17 protein-coding genes and 2 tRNA genes are annotated in these 17,100 nt (G+C 65.2%); 14 read left to right on the plus strand and 5 right to left on the minus strand.

Features of this window, described 5'->3' with window-relative positions:
* Nucleotides 1-133: 133 nt before the first annotated feature.
* Nucleotides 134-1,639 (minus strand): HDOD domain-containing protein, encoded by a 1,506-nt coding sequence (locus FVD38_RS24890; protein WP_147937260.1) that lies wholly within the window; start codon nt 1,637-1,639, stop codon nt 134-136.
* A complete protein-coding gene (locus FVD38_RS24895) occupies nt 1,636-3,390 on the minus strand; it encodes a putative bifunctional diguanylate cyclase/phosphodiesterase (protein ID WP_229493981.1) in 1,755 nt (584 codons plus the stop codon). The genes FVD38_RS24890 and FVD38_RS24895 overlap by 4 nt, the downstream gene beginning before the upstream one ends.
* On the opposite strand from FVD38_RS24895, the gene FVD38_RS24900 reads away from it, so the two are divergent.
* From FVD38_RS24900 to FVD38_RS24920, 5 genes are all read left to right on the plus strand, one after another.
* Nucleotides 3,385-3,708, plus strand: a complete 324-nt coding sequence (locus FVD38_RS24900) for a hypothetical protein (protein WP_187271701.1) — start codon at nt 3,385-3,387, stop codon at nt 3,706-3,708. The genes FVD38_RS24895 and FVD38_RS24900 overlap by 6 nt on opposite strands.
* A gap of 26 nt (nt 3,709-3,734) precedes the next feature.
* Nucleotides 3,735-5,420 (plus strand): isovaleryl-CoA dehydrogenase, encoded by a 1,686-nt coding sequence (locus FVD38_RS24905; RefSeq protein WP_147937280.1) that lies wholly within the window; start codon nt 3,735-3,737, stop codon nt 5,418-5,420.
* 94 nt (nt 5,421-5,514) lie between these two features.
* Nucleotides 5,515-6,165: a uracil phosphoribosyltransferase gene (upp, locus tag FVD38_RS24910; protein WP_123070450.1), complete on the plus strand. Its 651-nt coding sequence runs from the start codon at nt 5,515-5,517 to the stop codon at nt 6,163-6,165.
* Nucleotides 6,166-6,174: 9 nt separating this feature from the next.
* Nucleotides 6,175-6,546, plus strand: a complete 372-nt coding sequence (locus tag FVD38_RS24915) for an Hpt domain-containing protein (protein ID WP_147937263.1) — start codon at nt 6,175-6,177, stop codon at nt 6,544-6,546.
* A gap of 342 nt (nt 6,547-6,888) precedes the next feature.
* Nucleotides 6,889-7,092 carry a cold-shock protein gene (locus FVD38_RS24920; protein WP_005670341.1) on the plus strand — a complete coding sequence of 68 codons (204 nt, stop codon included), beginning with the start codon at nt 6,889-6,891 and terminating at the stop codon, nt 7,090-7,092.
* Between the two features lie 98 nt (nt 7,093-7,190).
* On the opposite strand, the gene FVD38_RS24925 is transcribed toward FVD38_RS24920, so the two are convergent.
* Nucleotides 7,191-8,096: a LysR family transcriptional regulator gene (locus tag FVD38_RS24925; RefSeq protein ID WP_147937264.1), complete on the minus strand. Its 906-nt coding sequence runs from the start codon at nt 8,094-8,096 to the stop codon at nt 7,191-7,193.
* Nucleotides 8,097-8,267: 171 nt separating this feature from the next.
* Between FVD38_RS24925 and aceB the strand changes: the two genes are divergently transcribed.
* Entirely contained in the window at nt 8,268-9,857 is a 1,590-nt protein-coding gene (gene aceB / locus FVD38_RS24930; RefSeq protein ID WP_147937265.1) for a malate synthase A, read from the plus strand.
* A 58-nt stretch (nt 9,858-9,915) separates the two neighbouring features.
* Here aceB and gloB read toward each other — a convergent pair whose 3' ends face one another.
* Nucleotides 9,916-10,740 (minus strand): hydroxyacylglutathione hydrolase, encoded by an 825-nt coding sequence (gene gloB / locus FVD38_RS24935; RefSeq protein WP_147937266.1) that lies wholly within the window; start codon nt 10,738-10,740, stop codon nt 9,916-9,918.
* Between the two features lie 26 nt (nt 10,741-10,766).
* Between gloB and FVD38_RS24940 the strand changes: the two genes are divergently transcribed.
* From FVD38_RS24940 to FVD38_RS24970, 7 genes are all read left to right on the plus strand, one after another.
* Nucleotides 10,767-11,555, plus strand: a complete 789-nt coding sequence (locus FVD38_RS24940) for a class I SAM-dependent methyltransferase (protein WP_147937267.1) — start codon at nt 10,767-10,769, stop codon at nt 11,553-11,555.
* Nucleotides 11,533-12,000, plus strand: coding sequence for a ribonuclease HI (gene rnhA, locus FVD38_RS24945; protein WP_147937268.1), 468 nt, complete (start codon nt 11,533-11,535; stop codon nt 11,998-12,000). Before FVD38_RS24940 ends, rnhA begins: the two co-directional genes overlap by 23 nt.
* 84 nt (nt 12,001-12,084) lie before the next feature.
* On the plus strand, nt 12,085-12,792 hold the full coding sequence (gene dnaQ / locus FVD38_RS24950; RefSeq protein ID WP_147937269.1) for a DNA polymerase III subunit epsilon: 708 nt from the start codon (nt 12,085-12,087) through the stop codon (nt 12,790-12,792).
* Between the two features lie 37 nt (nt 12,793-12,829).
* Nucleotides 12,830-12,904 (plus strand) — tRNA-Val (locus FVD38_RS24955).
* A 164-nt stretch (nt 12,905-13,068) separates the two neighbouring features.
* A tRNA-Val gene (locus FVD38_RS24960) sits at nt 13,069-13,143 on the plus strand.
* A gap of 231 nt (nt 13,144-13,374) precedes the next feature.
* Nucleotides 13,375-13,776, plus strand: coding sequence for an STY0301 family protein (locus tag FVD38_RS24965; protein ID WP_308617207.1), 402 nt, complete (start codon nt 13,375-13,377; stop codon nt 13,774-13,776).
* Nucleotides 13,777-13,867: 91 nt separating this feature from the next.
* The gene (locus tag FVD38_RS24970) at nt 13,868-14,335 is read left to right on the plus strand and encodes a hypothetical protein (protein ID WP_147937271.1); all 468 of its coding nucleotides are present in this window, start codon (nt 13,868-13,870) and stop codon (nt 14,333-14,335) included.
* On the opposite strand, the gene FVD38_RS24975 is transcribed toward FVD38_RS24970, so the two are convergent.
* On the minus strand, nt 14,321-14,950 hold the full coding sequence (locus FVD38_RS24975) for a class I SAM-dependent methyltransferase (protein ID WP_147937272.1): 630 nt from the start codon (nt 14,948-14,950) through the stop codon (nt 14,321-14,323). The genes FVD38_RS24970 and FVD38_RS24975 overlap by 15 nt on opposite strands.
* A 133-nt stretch (nt 14,951-15,083) precedes the next feature.
* On the opposite strand from FVD38_RS24975, the gene FVD38_RS24980 reads away from it, so the two are divergent.
* Nucleotides 15,084-17,078 carry an MHYT domain-containing protein gene (locus tag FVD38_RS24980; RefSeq protein ID WP_147937273.1) on the plus strand — a complete coding sequence of 665 codons (1,995 nt, stop codon included), beginning with the start codon at nt 15,084-15,086 and terminating at the stop codon, nt 17,076-17,078.
* The last annotated feature ends 22 nt before the right edge of the window (nt 17,079-17,100 follow it).

Consider the following 17,100-nt stretch of genomic DNA (forward strand, 5'->3'; position numbering starts at 1 on the left):
CTGAAAATTTAAACTGCTCGTCGTACTTCATAAGACCCCTTGAAGTGGAGTCTCACTTCAAGGGGTCACATCACTCCGCGGGAACGACGGGCGACGGCTAGCGGGGGCGAAAAGCCGCAGGACTGCACCCCTATCAAACCCGGGTAACGATCGCTTCCATCTGATGCCTGCGCTCGACCGTGCGCACCACCAGCGCGCGCAGGTCGTTCAGCAGCGAAAACTCGGTCTGGCTCAGGACCACTTGCGGGAAGGTGTCGTCCCAGTCGCCATAGATGAAACCCGCCGGCTGTCCGTGGGCGCACAGAGGAATGATCACGAAGCAGCGCGCTTCGGCCAGCGTGCCTTTCCACCAGCCCGGCAGCTTGGTCGCGAACTTGGTGTCGTGCGCATTCTCGATGAAGATCACGCGGTCGCTTCCCAGCGCCGCGTGGAACACGTCCGGTTCGTAGGCGTCGTCAAACGCCAGGTTCGACAGCATCGCCTTGACGTCCTCGCCCAGCCCCAGGCGCGCCGAATAGCGGCCTTCGCGCCGATTCCGGAGAAAAGCGAACGAGCGCGTGAACGACAGGCCCTTGTGCATCGTCTCGAGGGCCATCGAGATCATCTGGCCGGCAGTGGCGGTGGCGCCGACGTCGCGCATGTCGGCCACGCCGCTCATCAGGATCTTGTTGCCTGCGATGCGCTTCCTGGTGGCGGCAGCCTGTTGCGCGCGTTTCTCGGCCGGCTTGGCCAGCGGCGCGATCGACAGGTCGGATGCCGCTTCCATCTTGGCCTTGTCGATCGAGGCCAGGATCCCGCTCGCCGGCAGGCCCAGCATCGGCGCGAAGCTCTCGGCCAGTTGCGCGACCTTCTCGGCGCCGGCCGCGTCGTCGGCCCACAGGGCGTCGGCGGCCTGGGTCGACATGCTGCCCAGCGCGGCCAGCCAGTCCTCATGGGCGAAGCCTTCGAAGCGCTCGCCCGGTTCGACCCGGCGCATCCCGGCCACCAGGTTGCGCGGCAGGCCCCAGTGGGCGGCGGTGGCGCGGCCGACTTCTTCCAGCGACAGGCCGAGCACTTCATGGGCCGCGCTTTCTTCGCGGCCTTCTCCGGCGGCCTCGCGCATTTTGGACCAACGCTCCGGCATGTAGAAGGTCAGCATCATGCGGCCCAGCGAATGCAGGATCGAGCACACCACGGCTTCTTCGGGGTCGCGCGAGCGCGAGTCGGCCGCCAGCTGCTGCGCCACCATCCCGGCCAGCACCGCCTTTTCCATCTCGACGTGGGCGGCTTCGGTGTCCGGGCTGCTGCGGCTCAGCTCCTCGATCAGTTTCAGGCCCAGCGCCAGGTGGCCGATCGACTCGGTGCCCAGCACCAGCACCGCCTTCGAGATGGTGTTGACGTGCTGGCCGAAGGCCGCATACATGCTGCTGTTGGCCAGGCGCAGCACCTTCTGGGTCAGCACCGGGTCGGACAGCACCGTCTGCGTCATCGAGAAGTCGCGCTCGTCCTCGCCGCGCATCGAGGCCAGGATGGCGCTGATGGCCTTGGTGAAGCCCGGCATGTCGCCCTGGCGCCGGATGCGCTCCCACAGCAGGGCGAGGGTGGCTTGCGACTTCGCCGAGTGCGGGGTGATGGCCGGGGTGATGGCTTGTGTGGTCATGATTTTCCTGTCCGGTGATCGGCAGGCAGAAGAGCGGTATAGAGATTTTCCTTGAGGGCGGTGACGGCCACGTTGGCCGGCATCGGCTTGCCCGTCAGGTAGCCCTGGACGTAATGGCAGCCCTGGTCGTCCAGCCAGGCCAGTTGCTCCTCGGTTTCGACGCCTTCGGCCACCACCGACAGCGAGAGGTGCCCGGCCAGGTCGAGTATCGCGTTGCAGATGGCCGCGTCCTTGTTCGACGACGGCAAGTCCTTCACGAAGGCGCGGTCGATCTTGAGCACCGAGATCGGGAAGCGCTTGAGATAGGCCAGCGACGAATAACCGGTGCCGAAATCGTCGATCGCGATGCGCGCATGGCGCTCCACCATGCGCGCCAGGATGTCTTCGGCGTGCGTCGGGTCGATCATCAGCGTGCCCTCGGTGATCTCGAGCACCAGCTGACGGCCGTCGAGGCCGGACAGCGCGAGCGCATCGTCCAGCACCGTCAGGAAGCGGTCGCTGCGGAACTGGCGCGGGCTGATGTTGACCGAGATGTACAGCTCGCGCCCGGCCACTTCCTGGAACTGGCGGATCTGCATGCAGGCCGCTTTCAGGGCCCAGGCCCCGAGCAGGTTGATCAGGCCGTTGCTCTCGGCGATCGGGATGAAGCGCACCGGCGGCACCATGCCCAGGGTCGGATGCTTCCAGCGCATCAGGGTCTCGAAGCCCTCGATGATGCGGCTGCGCGCATTCACGATCGGCTGGTAGTAGAGCAGGAATTCGCCCTCGCGCACCGCATTGAACATGGCCGCTTCGAGCGAGATGTCGTGTTGCGGCGGTCCCTGGTCGCCGGGGCTGTAGACCACGGCGCGGCCCTTGCCGGTCTCCTTGGCGCGCGACAGCGCGGCGTCGGCCAGCGTCACCAGGCGCACCTCGTCTTCGGCGTGGTCCGGGTAGACCGCCACGCCGATCGAGGCGCCCAGGTAGATCGTGTGGCCGCCGGCCTCGAACGGCGACTGGAGGGTGGCCAGCAGGCGGCCCGTGACGAGCTTGATCTGCGGCTCGGTGAAGGTCCCCGGCAGTACCGCCACGAATTCGTCGCCGCCGACCCGGGCCAGGGTGTCGCTGTCGCGCAGGGTGCGGCGCAGGCGCACGGCCGCCATCTGCAGCACCGTGTCGCCAAGCGGATGGCCCAGGCCGTCGTTGACTTTCTTAAAGCCGTCCAGGCCGATGGCGGCGACCGCGAAGCCGTGGCCCGAGCGGCGCGCATTGGCGATCACCATCCGGATCCGGTCCGATAGCAGCACCCGGTTGGGGAGCTCGGTCAGGGCGTCGTGGGTCGCCATGTGGCGCAGGCGCTCTTCGGTCGCATGCTGGACCGACATGTCGCGGCCGATCACCAGCAGCGGCGCCGCGTCGCCGGTGGCCAGGCGCGCGATCCTGAGTTCGAACCAGATATCGCGCTCGCCCGAGCGGAAGCGGGTCTCGACCAGCACCGCCTCGTGGCCGGCGGCGGCGCCGGCCAGCGCATTGCGCAAGGCCGGCTGGTCGATCTCGTGCACCAGCGACAGCAGCGAGCAGCCGGCTTCGTAGCCCGACAGGCCCCGTGCGCGCGTGCCGGCCGCGTGGATCGCACCATCGGGCGCGACGCGGAAAACGGCGTCGCCGGCCGTCTCCAGCAAGCCGTCGAGCAGCACCGCTGGCAGCACCGCCGCCTGCACGGGAGCGGCGGCCGGCTGGGGCGGGGGCACGGCGGAGGAACTGGTGTGCATGTTGTCCAGGAGCTTTCTTGCTTTATTGTTGCGGCACGTGCACGTCATGCGAATGTCACATGTGAATCCGTGCAAGTCTACCAAACCAGGGATGACTCTATCACTGAAAAATTCCGCAAAGCATTAGAAAGCACAAGTCATGCAATGATTCCAACCTTTGTTGAGCCAGAGCAGCCTGCTTGCCCGGCAAGCATGTTGGCGCTAACCTCCTTGCTGGACGGTCAAGTTTGTCACGGTATATTGTCGCTTATTCTTGATTGTAACGACATAATTAACTGCAATTATGATGCCGCAATGCAACATTTCACTGCATTTTGAGATTGAACAGATGTGGAGGAGAGATGATGGACCGATTCGCCACCCACGAGGTCGAGAACCAGGCGCCGCCATTTACCGGCATCAATCTGTACGCCTGCGATCCGGCGCTGCAGGAAGCGTTGCTGCGCGAGGGCGGCGGCTGGGCGGCGCCGCAGCTGGACGCGCTGGGTGCGCGGCTCGGCAGCGCCGAGGTCCAGGAGCTGGCGCGCCTGGCCAATGCCCATGGTCCGACGCTGGCGAACTTCGACCGCGCCGGGCGGCGCATCGACGAGCCCGAATTCCACCCGGCCTGGCATGCTTTGATGACGCTGATGATCGGCGCCGGCGCCCATAGTGCGCCCTGGAGCGATCCGCGTCCCGGCGCCCAGGTGGCGCGGGCGGCGCAATACCTTCTGTTCGGCCAGGCCGAGAATGGCGCCCAGTGCCCGGTGACGATGACTTATGCCGCGGTGCCGGCCCTGCGCCGGGCGCCGGAGCTGGCGGCGGCATGGCTGCCCAAGATCCTGTCGCGCGACTACGATCCCCGGCCCTTGCCGGTGGCGCACAAGCGCGGCGCCCTGGTCGGCATGGGCATGACCGAGAAGCAGGGCGGCTCCGACGTGCGCGCCAACACCACGCGCGCCACGCCGCTGGGGGCGGACGAACTGCTGGAGGAAGGCGCTGCAGGCGAGGGCGCCTGGCGCATCGTCGGCCACAAATGGTTTTATTCGGTGCCGCAGGCCGACGCCCATCTGGTGCTCGCGCGCTGCAACGAAGTGGGGGAAGGCGCGGGCGCATTGAGTTGCTTCCTGGTGCCGCGTTTTCTGGCCGACGGCCGAAGAAATGCGGTGCGGGTGCAGCGCCTGAAGGACAAGCTGGGCAACCGCTCGAACGCCTCGTCCGAGGTCGAGTTCTGCGGCGCGCTGGGCTGGATGATCGGCGAGCCGGGGCGCGGCATTCCGACTATCCTCGAGATGGGCAGCCACACCCGCCTCGATTGCGTGCTGGGCAGCGCCGGCATCATGCGCGCCGCCCTGTGCCATGCGCTGCACCATGCGCGCGGCCGCATGGCCTTCGGCCGGCCGCTGGCCAGGCAGCCCCTGATGCAGAACGTGCTGGCCGACCTGGCGCTGGAATCCGAGGCCGCCACCGCCTTCGCCCTGCGCCTGGCGCGCTGTTTCGACGAAGGTGAGGAGCCGTCGCAGGCGCTGCTGGGCCGCATCCTGACGGCGGCCGGCAAGTACTGGATCTGCAAGCGCGGCCCCGGCTTCGGGGCCGAGGCGATGGAAGTCATGGGCGGCAACGGTTACGTCGAGGACGGCCCGCTGGCGCGCCTGTACCGTGAGCTGCCGGTCAATTCGATCTGGGAAGGCTCGGGTAATGTGATGTGCCTGGACCTGCTGCGTGCGCTCGGCAAATCCCCAAGGGAGGCGCGCGCGGCGCTGGCGGCCGAGCTGGCGCCGGCAGCGGGGCTGGACGAGCGCTTCGCGGATCACGTGGCGGCGCTGCTGGACGGGCTGTCGGCGCGCCTGAACGACGAAGCCGGTGCACGGGTGCTGGCCGAGCAGATCGTGGTGGCGGTGCAGGCCGCGCTATTGCTGCGCCATGCGCCGCGGTACGTGGGAGAAGCGTTCCTGCTCTCCCGCATCTTGCAGCCGGTGGGCGGGGCTTACGGACGGTTGCCCGCCGCTGTGGAAGTCGAGGCGATCCTGGCGCGCGCCCTCGTGTCATGATTATCATTTATTTCACGTGCAGACCGGGACAAACGGCCGCGTGGCTGGGATAATGCGCGCTTGCATGCTTCACACAGAACTTTCGAATCCCGCCATGAAACAAGACCCGCGCTTCCCGAACCTCTATATCCTGAACCACCCGCTGATCCAGCACAAGCTGTCGCATATGCGCGAGCACGACACCTCGACCCGCACTTTCCGCGAACTGCTGCGCGAGATCACGCTGCTGATGGGATACGAGATCACGCGCGACCTGCCGCTGACGACGCGCTCGATCAAGACCCCGCTGGTGACCATCGATGCGCCGGTGATCGCGGGCAAGAAGCTGGCCGTGGTGCCGATCCTGCGCGCCGGCATCGGCATGAGCGACGGCCTGCTGGAGCTGGTGCCGTCGGCGCGCGTCGGCCATATCGGCGTGTTCCGCGACCCCGAAACCCATGAGCCGGTCGAGTACATGGTGCGCCTGCCGGATACGGTCGACCGTACCTTCATCCTGTGCGACCCGATGGTGGCCACCGGAAACTCGGCGGTGCACGCGATCGACGTACTCAAGAAGCGTGGCGTGCCGGACGAGCAGATCCTGTTCCTGGCCCTGGTGGCGGCGCCGGAAGGCGTGCAGGTGGTCCAGGATGCGCATCCGAACGTCAAGCTGTACGTCGCTTCGCTCGACTCGCACCTGGACGATCATGCCTACATCATCCCGGGCCTGGGCGATGCGGGCGACCGCATCTTCGGCACCAAGTAAGCGTCGCCGATGGCAACCGTGCAGCCGGCCGACCAGCAGTTCTTCGCGCGCCTCGCCGAACTCAACGAGAAGTTCGCGGCGCGCTTGCCGTCGACCCTGGAACGTCTGGCGGCGCTGTCGCAGCAACTGGAGCGCGCCGGCGAACCGGCCTTCGACGTCGCGCCGGCAGCGAACGAGGTGCAGGCCATGCTGCACACGCTGGCGGGCTCGGCGGCCACCTTTGGCTTTCGCGGCCTGGGCAACCACGCACGCCTGCTCGAGCAGCGACTACGGGTGCTGCGCGCCTTCGATGTCGTGGCTGCCACGGAGTGGCAAGCCTGGCGCGCGGAACTCGACGAATATATCCGCATCGCGCATCGCGATCCAAAATCGCTGACCTGAGCCATTGCAGGGGCGCCCAGTCGCGCGCGGCGCTACGCAAGCCGCATGCGCAAACGTGCGGCAGAGCGGAATTTGATTCATCGCAAACATTTGGTCGGGTCTTGCGCCTATATTTTCCCTCGTACGGGATAAAAACATGCGCTCCCCTATTTATTGAATTTGAGAATCGTTGCGGCCTGGCGGTTTTTTTATTTAACGAAGAGGGTGCGCTTCGGATTTATTCGGTATAATACGGGATCGTTGGGTTCGAGGTAGTAGTGCAGTCTGTCTGTCATTTCTTTCTTGCTTCTTCAAACGATCTGAAACGGGCGCAAGCCCAACTAACCGAAATAGGAAATTGTAATGGCAACTGGCATCGTTAAATGGTTCAATGACTCGAAGGGCTTCGGCTTCATCACCCCTGATGAAGGCGGCGAAGATCTGTTCGCGCACTTCTCGGCTATCCAGAGCACCGGCTTCAAGTCGCTGCAGGAGAACCAGCGCGTTTCGTTCGACGTGACCACCGGCCCTAAGGGCAAGCAAGCCTCGAACATCCAGCCTCTGTAATAGCCTAAGGGCTTTACGAGACGAAAATCCCCGGAATTGCCGGGGATTTTTTTTGCCTGTACGTCCCGTGGCTCCCCGCGCAGGCCGCTCGGTCGGCGTCAGGAAGGCCGCCAGTAGTCCGGCGCGGCGTAGCTGCGGCGCAGGAAATCCACGAAGGCGCGGATGCGCAGCGGCAGGTGGCGGCGCTGGGCGAACACGGCGTGGATGTCGTTGCCGGGCGCCGCGAACTCGTCCAGCACGGTCACCAGTTCGCCGCTCGCGATCTGGCCGGCAACTTCCCACATCGAGCGCCAGGCCAGGCCCTTGCCGGCCAGCGCCCAGCCATGCAGCACCGCGCCGTCGTTGCACACCATATTGCCGCCCACTTTCAGTGTCACCGGCTTGCCGTGATCCATGAAGGTCCAGCCGCGCTGGCTGCCTTCGCTGCTGATCGGCAGGCAATTGTGGCGCGCCAGGTCGGCCAGCTGGCGCGGCTGTCCGTGGCGCTTGAGATAGGCGGGCGACGCCACCACCACGCGCCGGTTGTCGGCCAGCTTGACGCCGACCAGGTTCGAGTCGTCGAGGCTGGCGATGCGGATGGCCACGTCCACGCCTTCGGCCACCAGGTCGATCACGCGGTCGGACAGGTTCAGGTTGATGGTCACGTCGCGGTGTTCGGCCAGGAAGGAGGGCAGCAGCGGCGCCAGGTGCAGGCGGCCGAAGCCGGCCGGCGCCGACACCGTCAGGTGGCCCGAAGCGCGCATGCTGTGCTCGGAAATGGCCGACTCGGCGTCGCCCACCTCGGCCAGGATGCGCTGGCAATCCTCGAGGAAGGCCGTGCCTTCGTCGGTCAGCACCAGCCGCCGCGTCGTGCGTTGCAGCAGCTTGACCCCGAGCCGGGCCTCGAGCGCGTCGAGGCGGCGGCCGATCATGGCCGGCGCGATGCCCTCGGCGCGCGCCGCGGCGGACAGGCTGCCGCGCGCGACGACCTCGACGAAGGTCGCCATCTGCGTGAATTTGCCCATATTGTTTACCTGTTCCCGCCTCTTATTTGATACAAAAACACACGGATGATGTGAGATTTTGTATGGTTTAGCGCTATTCAGGTGAATATACTTGATGCAAAGACAAACGCCAAGGAGCGCCCGTCATGGGCATGGCGTCGCACGCATTCTTCATCAAACTCAGGAGCGCATATGTCCCTCACCATCCCCGCCGGCATGCAGATCACGGGCGAGATCAAACCCGGCTACGAGAACATCCTGGTCCCGGAGGCGCTTGCGCTGGTGGCGCAGCTCGCGCGCGCCTTCGCGCCGCGGCGCCAGGAATTGCTGGCCGCGCGTGCCGAGCGGGCGCGACAGCTCGACGCCGGCGAGCGTCCGGACTTCCTTCCCGAGACCGCCCACATCCGCGACGGCGACTGGACGATCGCGCCGATCCCGCCGGCGCTGGCCTGCCGGCGCGTGGAGATCACCGGTCCGGTCGAGCGCAAGATGGTGATCAATGCGCTCAATTCCGGCGCCGACAGCTATATGACCGACTTCGAGGATTCGAATACCCCGAACTGGGACAACCAGATCCAGGGCCAGGTCAATCTGGTCGATGCGGTGCGCAAAACCATTTCGCTGGAACAGAACGGCAAGTCCTACCGGCTCAATGACAAGGTGGCGACCCTGATCGTGCGTCCGCGCGGCTGGCACCTGGACGAAAAGCATGTGCTGGTCGACGGCCAGCGCGTCTCGGGCGGCATCGTCGATTTCGCGCTGTTCATGTTCCACAACGCGAAGGAATTGCTGGCGCGCGGCGCTGGCCCCTATTTCTATCTGCCGAAGCTGGAATCGCACCTGGAAGCGCGCCTGTGGAACGACGTGTTCGTGATGACCCAGGACGCACTTGGCCTGCCGCAGGGCACGATCAAGGCCACGGTGCTGATCGAAACCATTCTTGCCGCCTTCGAGATGGACGAGATCCTGTATGAGCTGCGCGAGCACAGCGCCGGCCTGAACGCCGGCCGCTGGGATTACATCTTCTCGTGCATCAAGAAGTTCAAGCATGACCGCGACTTCTGTCTGGCCGACCGCGCCAAGGTGACGATGACGGCGCCGTTCATGCGCGCCTATGCGCTGCTGCTGCTCAAGACCTGCCACCGGCGCGGCGCGCCGGCCATGGGCGGCATGTCGGCCCTCATTCCGATCAAGAACGATCCCGAGAAAAATGAGATCGCGATGGGCGGCGTGCGCACCGACAAGGCGCGCGACGCCACCGACGGCTATGACGGCGGCTGGGTCGCGCACCCCGGCCTGGTCGGACTGGCGATGGAAGAGTTCACCAAGGTGCTGGGCGACAGGCCGAACCAGTTCGAGAAGCAGCGCCCGGACGTCGAGGTGACGGCCGCGCAATTGCTCGACTTCCAGCCCGAGACGCCGATCACCGAGGCCGGCCTGCGTTACAACATCAATGTCGGCATCCATTACCTGGGCGCCTGGCTGGCTGGAAATGGCTGTGTGCCGATCCACAACCTGATGGAAGACGCGGCGACGGCCGAGATCAGCCGCTCGCAGGTGTGGCAGTGGATTCGCTCGCCGAAAGGCGTGCTGGATGATGGCCGCAAGGTCACGGCGGACATGGTGCGAGAGATGATTCCCGAAGAACTGGAAAAGGTGAAGGTAGTGGCGGCGGACGGGACGCATGCGAGCTACGAGCGCGCCGCCGTCATCTTCGAGGAGATGTCGACGTCGGATGACTTCGCCGAGTTCCTGACCCTGCCGCTGTACGAAGAGATTTGATCTGCCTCGTGGACGGTCCGGCCGTCCACGAGGCACGCATTAGACCTTATTCTTCCAATCAGAAGGTATTCTTCCACTCGCGCAGCGCAGCAAAGACGTCGACCGGCGCCCCGCCCGGCATGAGGCGCCCGGCCTCGACCAGGCTTTGCACGATGCGCGCCTCGTCATGGCGCAGGAAGGGATTGGTCGCCCGCTCGAGGCCGACCGTCGACGGAATGGTCGGCAGTCCGGCCTCGCGCTGCGCGCCATCGGCCCGCACCCGCGCATCGAGCGCGGCGTTGCCCGGTTCCACCGCCTGGGCGAAACGCAGATTCGACAGCGTGTATTCATGCGCGCAATACACCAGCGTATCGTCCGGCAGCGCCGCGAGCTTGCCGAGCGATGCCATCATCTGCTGCGGCGTGCCTTCGAACAGCCGCCCGCAGCCGGCACCGAACAATGTGTCGCCGCAAAACAGCCAATTCGCGCCCGCGTCTCGACCTGGAGCGCGTCGCACATAGGCGATATGGCCCAGCGTGTGACCCGGCACGTCCACTACGTCCAGCGCGAGATCCAGCCCCGGCACGCCGATCCGTTCACCCTCGCCGAGCGGATGCGTCACCAGCGCGATGCCGTCATTACGCGGCCCGAATACGGGTACGTCCCAGTCCTGGAGCAAGCCCGGCACACCCCCGATATGGTCAGCATGATGATGGGTGAGTAAAATGGCGGTCAGGCGCAGCTTGTGCGCGGCCAGGGCGGCCTTGACCGGGGCGGCATCGCCCGGGTCGACGATGGCGGCGTTGCTGCCGTCGTGAATGAGCCAGAGATAATTGTCTTTAAAGGCAGGAAGCGTCAATATCGCGAGCTGAGCCGCGAGCTGAGTGCGCAGAGGAGTCGTCATGGTGAACCGTGGGTCAAAGAGGTGGCATGGATAGCGCATCCGAAAAATCCATTATAGCGCTCGACAACTGGCTGCAATCGCCGGCGGGCGCCTACGTGCGCGCGTTCGAGCAGGCTTGCCTGGACGAACTCACGGTGGATATCTTCGGCTTCAATGCGCTGCAGATCGGCGTACCCCAGCTCGATGCGCTTGCGGCCAGCCGCATGCCCAACAAATGGCAGGCCGCCACGCGCACCTCGCATGCGGACGAACTCGCGTTTGCCGCGGGCGGCAAACAGATCGCGGTCGCGGTCGACTTCGAGGAACTGCCGTTCGCCACCAGCAGCATCGACCTGGTGGTGCTGCCGCACGTGCTGGAATTCGCCGCCGAGCCGCACCAGGTCTTGCGCGAAGTCGAGCGGGTCTTGATTCCTGAAGGGCAGGTGATCATCTGCGGCTTCAATCCGGCCAGCCTGTGGGGCATGCGCCAGGGCTTCCGGCGCGTCACCCGCAGCGACTACCTGCCCGAGTCCGGCGAATTCATTTCTTTGCCGCGCCTGAAAGACTGGCTAAAATTGTTGAATCTGGGCGTGACACGCAGCCATTTCGGCTGCTACGCCCCGCCGTGCCGCACGGCCCACTGGCTCAGCCGCTTCTCGATGATGGAATCGGCGGGCGGGCGCTGGTGGCCGTATCTCGGCGCGGTCTACGTGGTGCATGCGATCAAGCGGGTCAAGGGCATGCACATTATCGGTCCCGCATGGAACAAGAAAGCGAGCAAGCGGCCGGCGGCAGTGCCGGCAGCGAACAGGAATGAGCGAACAACAAACGAATGAAGCGGGCGCGACGCAGGTCGAGATCTTTACCGACGGCGCATGCAAGGGCAATCCCGGCACGGGTGGCTGGGGCGCGCTCCTGGTCTCGAACGGCCACGAGAAAGAAATCTTCGGCGGCGAGCCGAACACCACCAATAACCGCATGGAATTGCGCGCCGTGATCGAGGCGCTCGGCGTCCTGAACCGTCCGTGCAAGATCGTGCTGCATACCGACAGCCAGTACGTACAGAAGGGGATCTCGGAATGGATCCACGGCTGGAAGGCACGCGGCTGGAAGACGGCGGCGAAGGAGCCGGTCAAGAACGACGACCTGTGGAAGGCGCTCGACCAGGCGCAACAGCAGCACGCCGTCGAATGGCGCTGGGTGCGCGGCCACAACGGCCATCCGGGCAACGAGCGGGCCGACGTGCTGGCCAATCGCGGCGCGGCCTCGGTCCGGCGCTGAGCGTTTCACCGCCGGAAGGCAGGGGCGGGCTTTGTTATACTCTGGTCCGCTTCAACTCAGTTTCAATTTATTTAGTAGAACACCATGCGCCAGATCGTCCTCGATACCGAAACCACCGGCCTGAATCCTCGCACGGGCGACCGCGTCATCGAGGTCGGCTGCGTCGAAATCTTCAACCGTAAACTGACCGGTAATAATTTTCACCGCTACATCAATCCCGAGCGCGAGTCGGACGAGGCGGCGCTCGCCGTCCACGGCCTGACCACCGAGTTCTTGAGCGACAAGCCGAAGTTCCACGAGATCGCCGAAGAATTGCGCGAGTTCGTGCAGGGCGCCGAAGTCATCATCCATAACGCGCCGTTCGACCTGGGCTTCCTGAACCACGAATTTACCCGCATCGGCATGCGGCCCTTCGTCGAGCATTGCAACGGCGTGATCGACACCCTGGTGAACGCCAAGGAACTGCACCCGGGCAAGCGCAATTCGCTGGACGCACTGTGCGACCGCTACGAGATCTCGAACGCGCACCGCAAGCTGCACGGCGCGCTGCTCGACTCGGAGTTGCTGGCCGACGTCTATCTGGCCATGACCCGCGGCCAGAATTCGCTGACGATGGACGTCGAGGTCGAGACTGCGAATATCGGCGACGCACTCGAAGTGGTGCCACTGGGCGAGATCATCGTGGTCGCGGCGAGCGGCGACGAACTCGCGGCGCACGACGAGGTGCTGACTGGCCTCGACAAGAACGTGAAGGGTAGCTGCGTGTGGAGGAATTATTCTCCGCCGGGGTGACGGGACAGTGATTCTGTGCCATAATACGCCTCGCTTCGGGAGGTTAGCTCAGGGGTAGAGCACTGCATTCACACTGCAGGGGTCGCAAGTTCGAAACTTGCACTTCCCACCAGAATTCACAAGGGCCAGCAGCAATGCTGGCCTTCTTGTTTTCGGCAAGCGCGGCAGGTATCGCTGCCTCGCCGTGTTTCTTTCGAGATCACGGCATCGGTACAAATAAGTTGGTCAATTGCCATTTGGAATAATCAAGACTCTATGGCATAATACGGCCTCGTTGGGAGGTTAGCTCAGGGGTAGAGCACTGCATTCACACTGCAGGGGTCGCAAGTTCGAAACTTGCACTTCCCACCAACAGGATTCATCGAAAGGCCCGCGCAATGCGGGCTTTTTGTATTGGTGTTGTGGTTTACTGACCGATTAACTCGAGGCATCAACGCCAATGCCGCCTTCACAATTAGGTCGAGGTCGGGCTGGGTCAAAGTAGGTTTCCTCTTCGTAGGTAGCATCGGCATATTGCTGTCTCGGAGAGTCCGATGCAACTGAACCTGAGGTCCGTTATAGCCTGCCTGCCTGGCTGTGGGCATGGCCTGTGGTCCGGCGAAAGCCGACCAGCGCATAGTTTGTCCACCATCAGTCACATCCGACCAGATAAAAGTCCAAGGACCCGCTGGCTGGACTGGAGCCTACCTGCCAGACATGAAGCTGAAGCTGGACGGTGCAGGCGCCCGCCTCGGGCCACTGGAACAGGAAGGTGTACTCAAGGGCGACGTTATCGAGAAGGCCGACACGGTGGAACACAAGTTCTCTCTCACCGGGGGTGTTGCCGATCAGCTGGATAAATGGATGATCTGTACATACTCGAGCAATGTATATTTGGCCCGGAAATTACCGAGCGCGACAAAGGAATGTACTGTTACCTATCGGCGCGACACTGACCCGAAAGCCAGCCCTCCGTACGCCATATCGGTCATCTCGTGCATGTAAGGCGTCGCCCTCACTGTCGCCTCGGCCCATCCGACATATTGCTGTAATAATTGCTTCATAGAATCAAGCGATCATCAGGCCCAGGACGACGATGCTCGCCGAACCACCTATCGCCACGCCCGCGTTTATCGACATTGTCTATGCCAAGACGGCGCAAGGCCGTCTCGAAATCGTCCAGCGCAGCGCCGGGCTCGGCGCGAGACAGCGCAGCGTACTGATCATGCTCGACGGGCACAAGCCTGCAGGCGAGCTGGCGGCGCTGATGCCGGCCCCACAACTGGCACGCATTCTCGATGAATTGAGCGCACTCGGCCTGATCGCGACCGCTGCCGAGACGTCGAACGATGCTGCGCGCCTGGCGCCGGTGAAAGCCATGCTGGTGCGCACGGCCGAAACCTATCTCGGCCTGATCGCCGCCGACCTGGTGCGGCAAATCGACGCCGTCAACGACGAACGCGGGCTGCAGCGCGCCATCGGTCATTGGCATATGGCGATGCAGGACTCAAATACGGTCGGGAAGTCGTCGATGCCCAGCTGGCGCTGGTCAAGGCTTCGCTGAACGCATTTGCGCAAGCTCCTGCTTGAGCTCCTCGGTGATCGTCCACGCATACAGGGTCTTGTCGCGCATCCGCACGATCTGCTCCGGCGGCCATTGGGCGCCCATGTGAAAATCGTGCGACACCACCCGCGCGCCGACCCGCAACTGCCGCCACAGCTGCGGCATCAGCTGCAGGTTCACTTCAAACAGCAGGTACAGCATGACCACGGTGGCCGGGCTGAAATCGGTCTTGAACAGATCGGCCTGGCGAAAGCGCACGCGGTCCTGTACACCGGCCGAGCGCGCATTGGCATTCGCTTCCCGGATGCGTTCGGGATCGAGGTCGATGCCTACGCCGCGCGCGCCATACCGGCGGGCGGCCGAGATCACGATGCGGCCGTCGCCACAGCCGAGGTCATACACCACGTCATCGCGCCCGACCTTGGCCATCGACAGCATGCGGTCGACGATGTCCTGCGGCGTCGTCACGTACGGCACCTTGGGCAAGGGCCGCTGCGCGAACGCGGGCAGGGTCATCGCCGGGGCCAGCGCGAGGCCGGCCAGCGCGGCGCCGCCGTGCAGCAGGATGCGGCGCTCATGCACGATGGATGGGTCGGTCGTTCGATCGTCGGACAAGGTAATTCCTTCTGAAGCACGGGGTTGATCAGGCCGTGCAAGCGTACCCGATATCGCCGGCCAGGTCGTGTACACTGGCTCCGACCGGCATGCCGCGTGCCGGCAAGAACACAATAAGAACGGAACAACACCGATGGTGAACGGGTACTACGAACCCCTGCTGGTCTTCGTGTCGATCCTGGTGGCCATCCTGGCCTCGTACACGGCGCTCAGCCTGGCGATGCGGGTGCGCCAGGCCCAGGGCCGCGCGCCATACTTCTGGGTCGCGGGCGGCGCGCTGGCGATGGGCAGCGGTATCTGGGCCATGCACTTCATCGGCATGCTCGCGTTTCGCCTGCCGATGCCGGTTGGCTACGATCCCCTGATCACCTTCGCCTCCTGGCTGCTGCCGGTGGTTGCATCCGGCCTGGCGCTATGGCATGTGCGGCACCGCGCCTTCCGGCGCCGCCAGCTGGCCTTGAGCGCCTTCCTGATGGGCGCGGGCATCAACGCCATGCACTACACCGGCATGGCCGGCATGCGCATGGACCCGGCCATCACCTACACCCCATGGTTGTTCGCGCTGTCGGTCGCGATCGCGATCGGCGCCTCGGCGCTGGCCCTGCAGCTCGGCCTGCGCCTGAACGGCGATGGTCAGGTGGGCGGCCGCGCGCGGCCTGCGGTGCAGCTCGCGGCCAGCGTCATCATGGGCGGCGCCATCGCCGGCATGCACTATACCGGCATGGCCGCCGCCCACTTCGAGGCTGGCAGCGTATGCCGCGCGGCGCTTGGCGGCGTCGACCAGGACCACCTGGCGGCATTGGTGACGGTGGCCACCGTGGCCCTGCTCAGCATCGCGCTGCTGGCCACCATCTTCGATGCGCGCCTGGAGGCGCGCAACCGTACGATCGCCGAATCGCTGCAGGCGGCGGCCGAGCGCCAGCAACTGTATCTCGACGAGCAGCGCGCCCGGGTCGAGGCCGAGAACGTCAGCCAGATGAAGGACGAGTTCCTCGCCACTCTGTCGCACGAACTGCGCACGCCGCTCAACGCCATGCTGGGCTGGTCGCAGCTGCTGCTGCAGGGCCATCGCGACGGCGCCATGCTGCGCCGCGGCCTGGAAACCATCGAGCGCAATGCGCGCGCCCAGTCGCAGCTGATCGAAGACATGCTCGACATGAGCCGCCTGTTGGCCAGCAAGGTGCGGATCGACACGGCGCCGATCCAGCCGCAGGACTTCGTCAACGCCGCGCTCGAGACGGCGCGCCCGGCGGCGCTGGCACGCAGCATCGGCCTGAGCGCCAGCATCGACCACGGCGCCGGCCCCGTGCGCGGCGACCTGGCGCGCATGCAGCAGGTGATGTCGAACCTGATCTCGAACGCCATCAAGTTCACCGAACCGGGCGGCGTGGTGACGGTCACGCTGCGGCGGGATGGAGAGGCCGACGAGCGCGCGGTGGCGATCGACGTGGCCGACACCGGCGCCGGCATCGCGCCCGAATTCCTGCCCTATGTGTTCGACCGCTTCCGCCAGGCCGATTCCTCGTCGGCGCGGCGCCATGGCGGCCTGGGGCTGGGCCTGGCGATCGCGCGCCAGCTGGTCGAGCTGCAGGGCGGCGCGATCAGCGTTGCCAGCCGCGGTGAAGGGCAGGGCGCCACCTTCACCCTGCACCTGCCGTTGGCGGCGCCCGGCGCGGCGCCGGCGGCGCGGGTCGAGCCGCTTGCCGGCCTGCCGCTGGCGGCACCGGAGATGGCCGGCATGACGGTGCTGGTAATCGACGACGAACTCGATTCACTGGAACTGGTGCAGCAGGTGCTGGCCGCCAGCGATGCCACGATCCTGACCGCCACCGGCGCGCGCGAGGCGCTGCGCCTGGTCGAGATGCGCCGGCCCGATCTCGTCATCAGCGACATCGGCATGCCGCTGGTCGATGGTTTCGAGATGATCCGCCGCATACGGTCGATGCCGGATCGCGAGACGGCGGGCGTGCCCGCCATCGCCCTGACCGCGTTCTCGCGGCGCGAAGACCAGCAGCGTGCGCTGGAGGCGGGATTCGACGACTACCTGGCCAAGCCGGTGGCGCCGGCCACGCTGCTGCAGACGGTGGCGGCGATCGTCGCCCGCCGCAACCTGCTGCGTTCACTGTAACGCAGGGGGGGGGCGTGCCGCC

Origin of the sequence: Massilia arenae (genome assembly GCF_008014745.1) — a bacterium.
Classification (GTDB): domain Bacteria; phylum Pseudomonadota; class Gammaproteobacteria; order Burkholderiales; family Burkholderiaceae_D; genus Telluria; species Telluria arenae.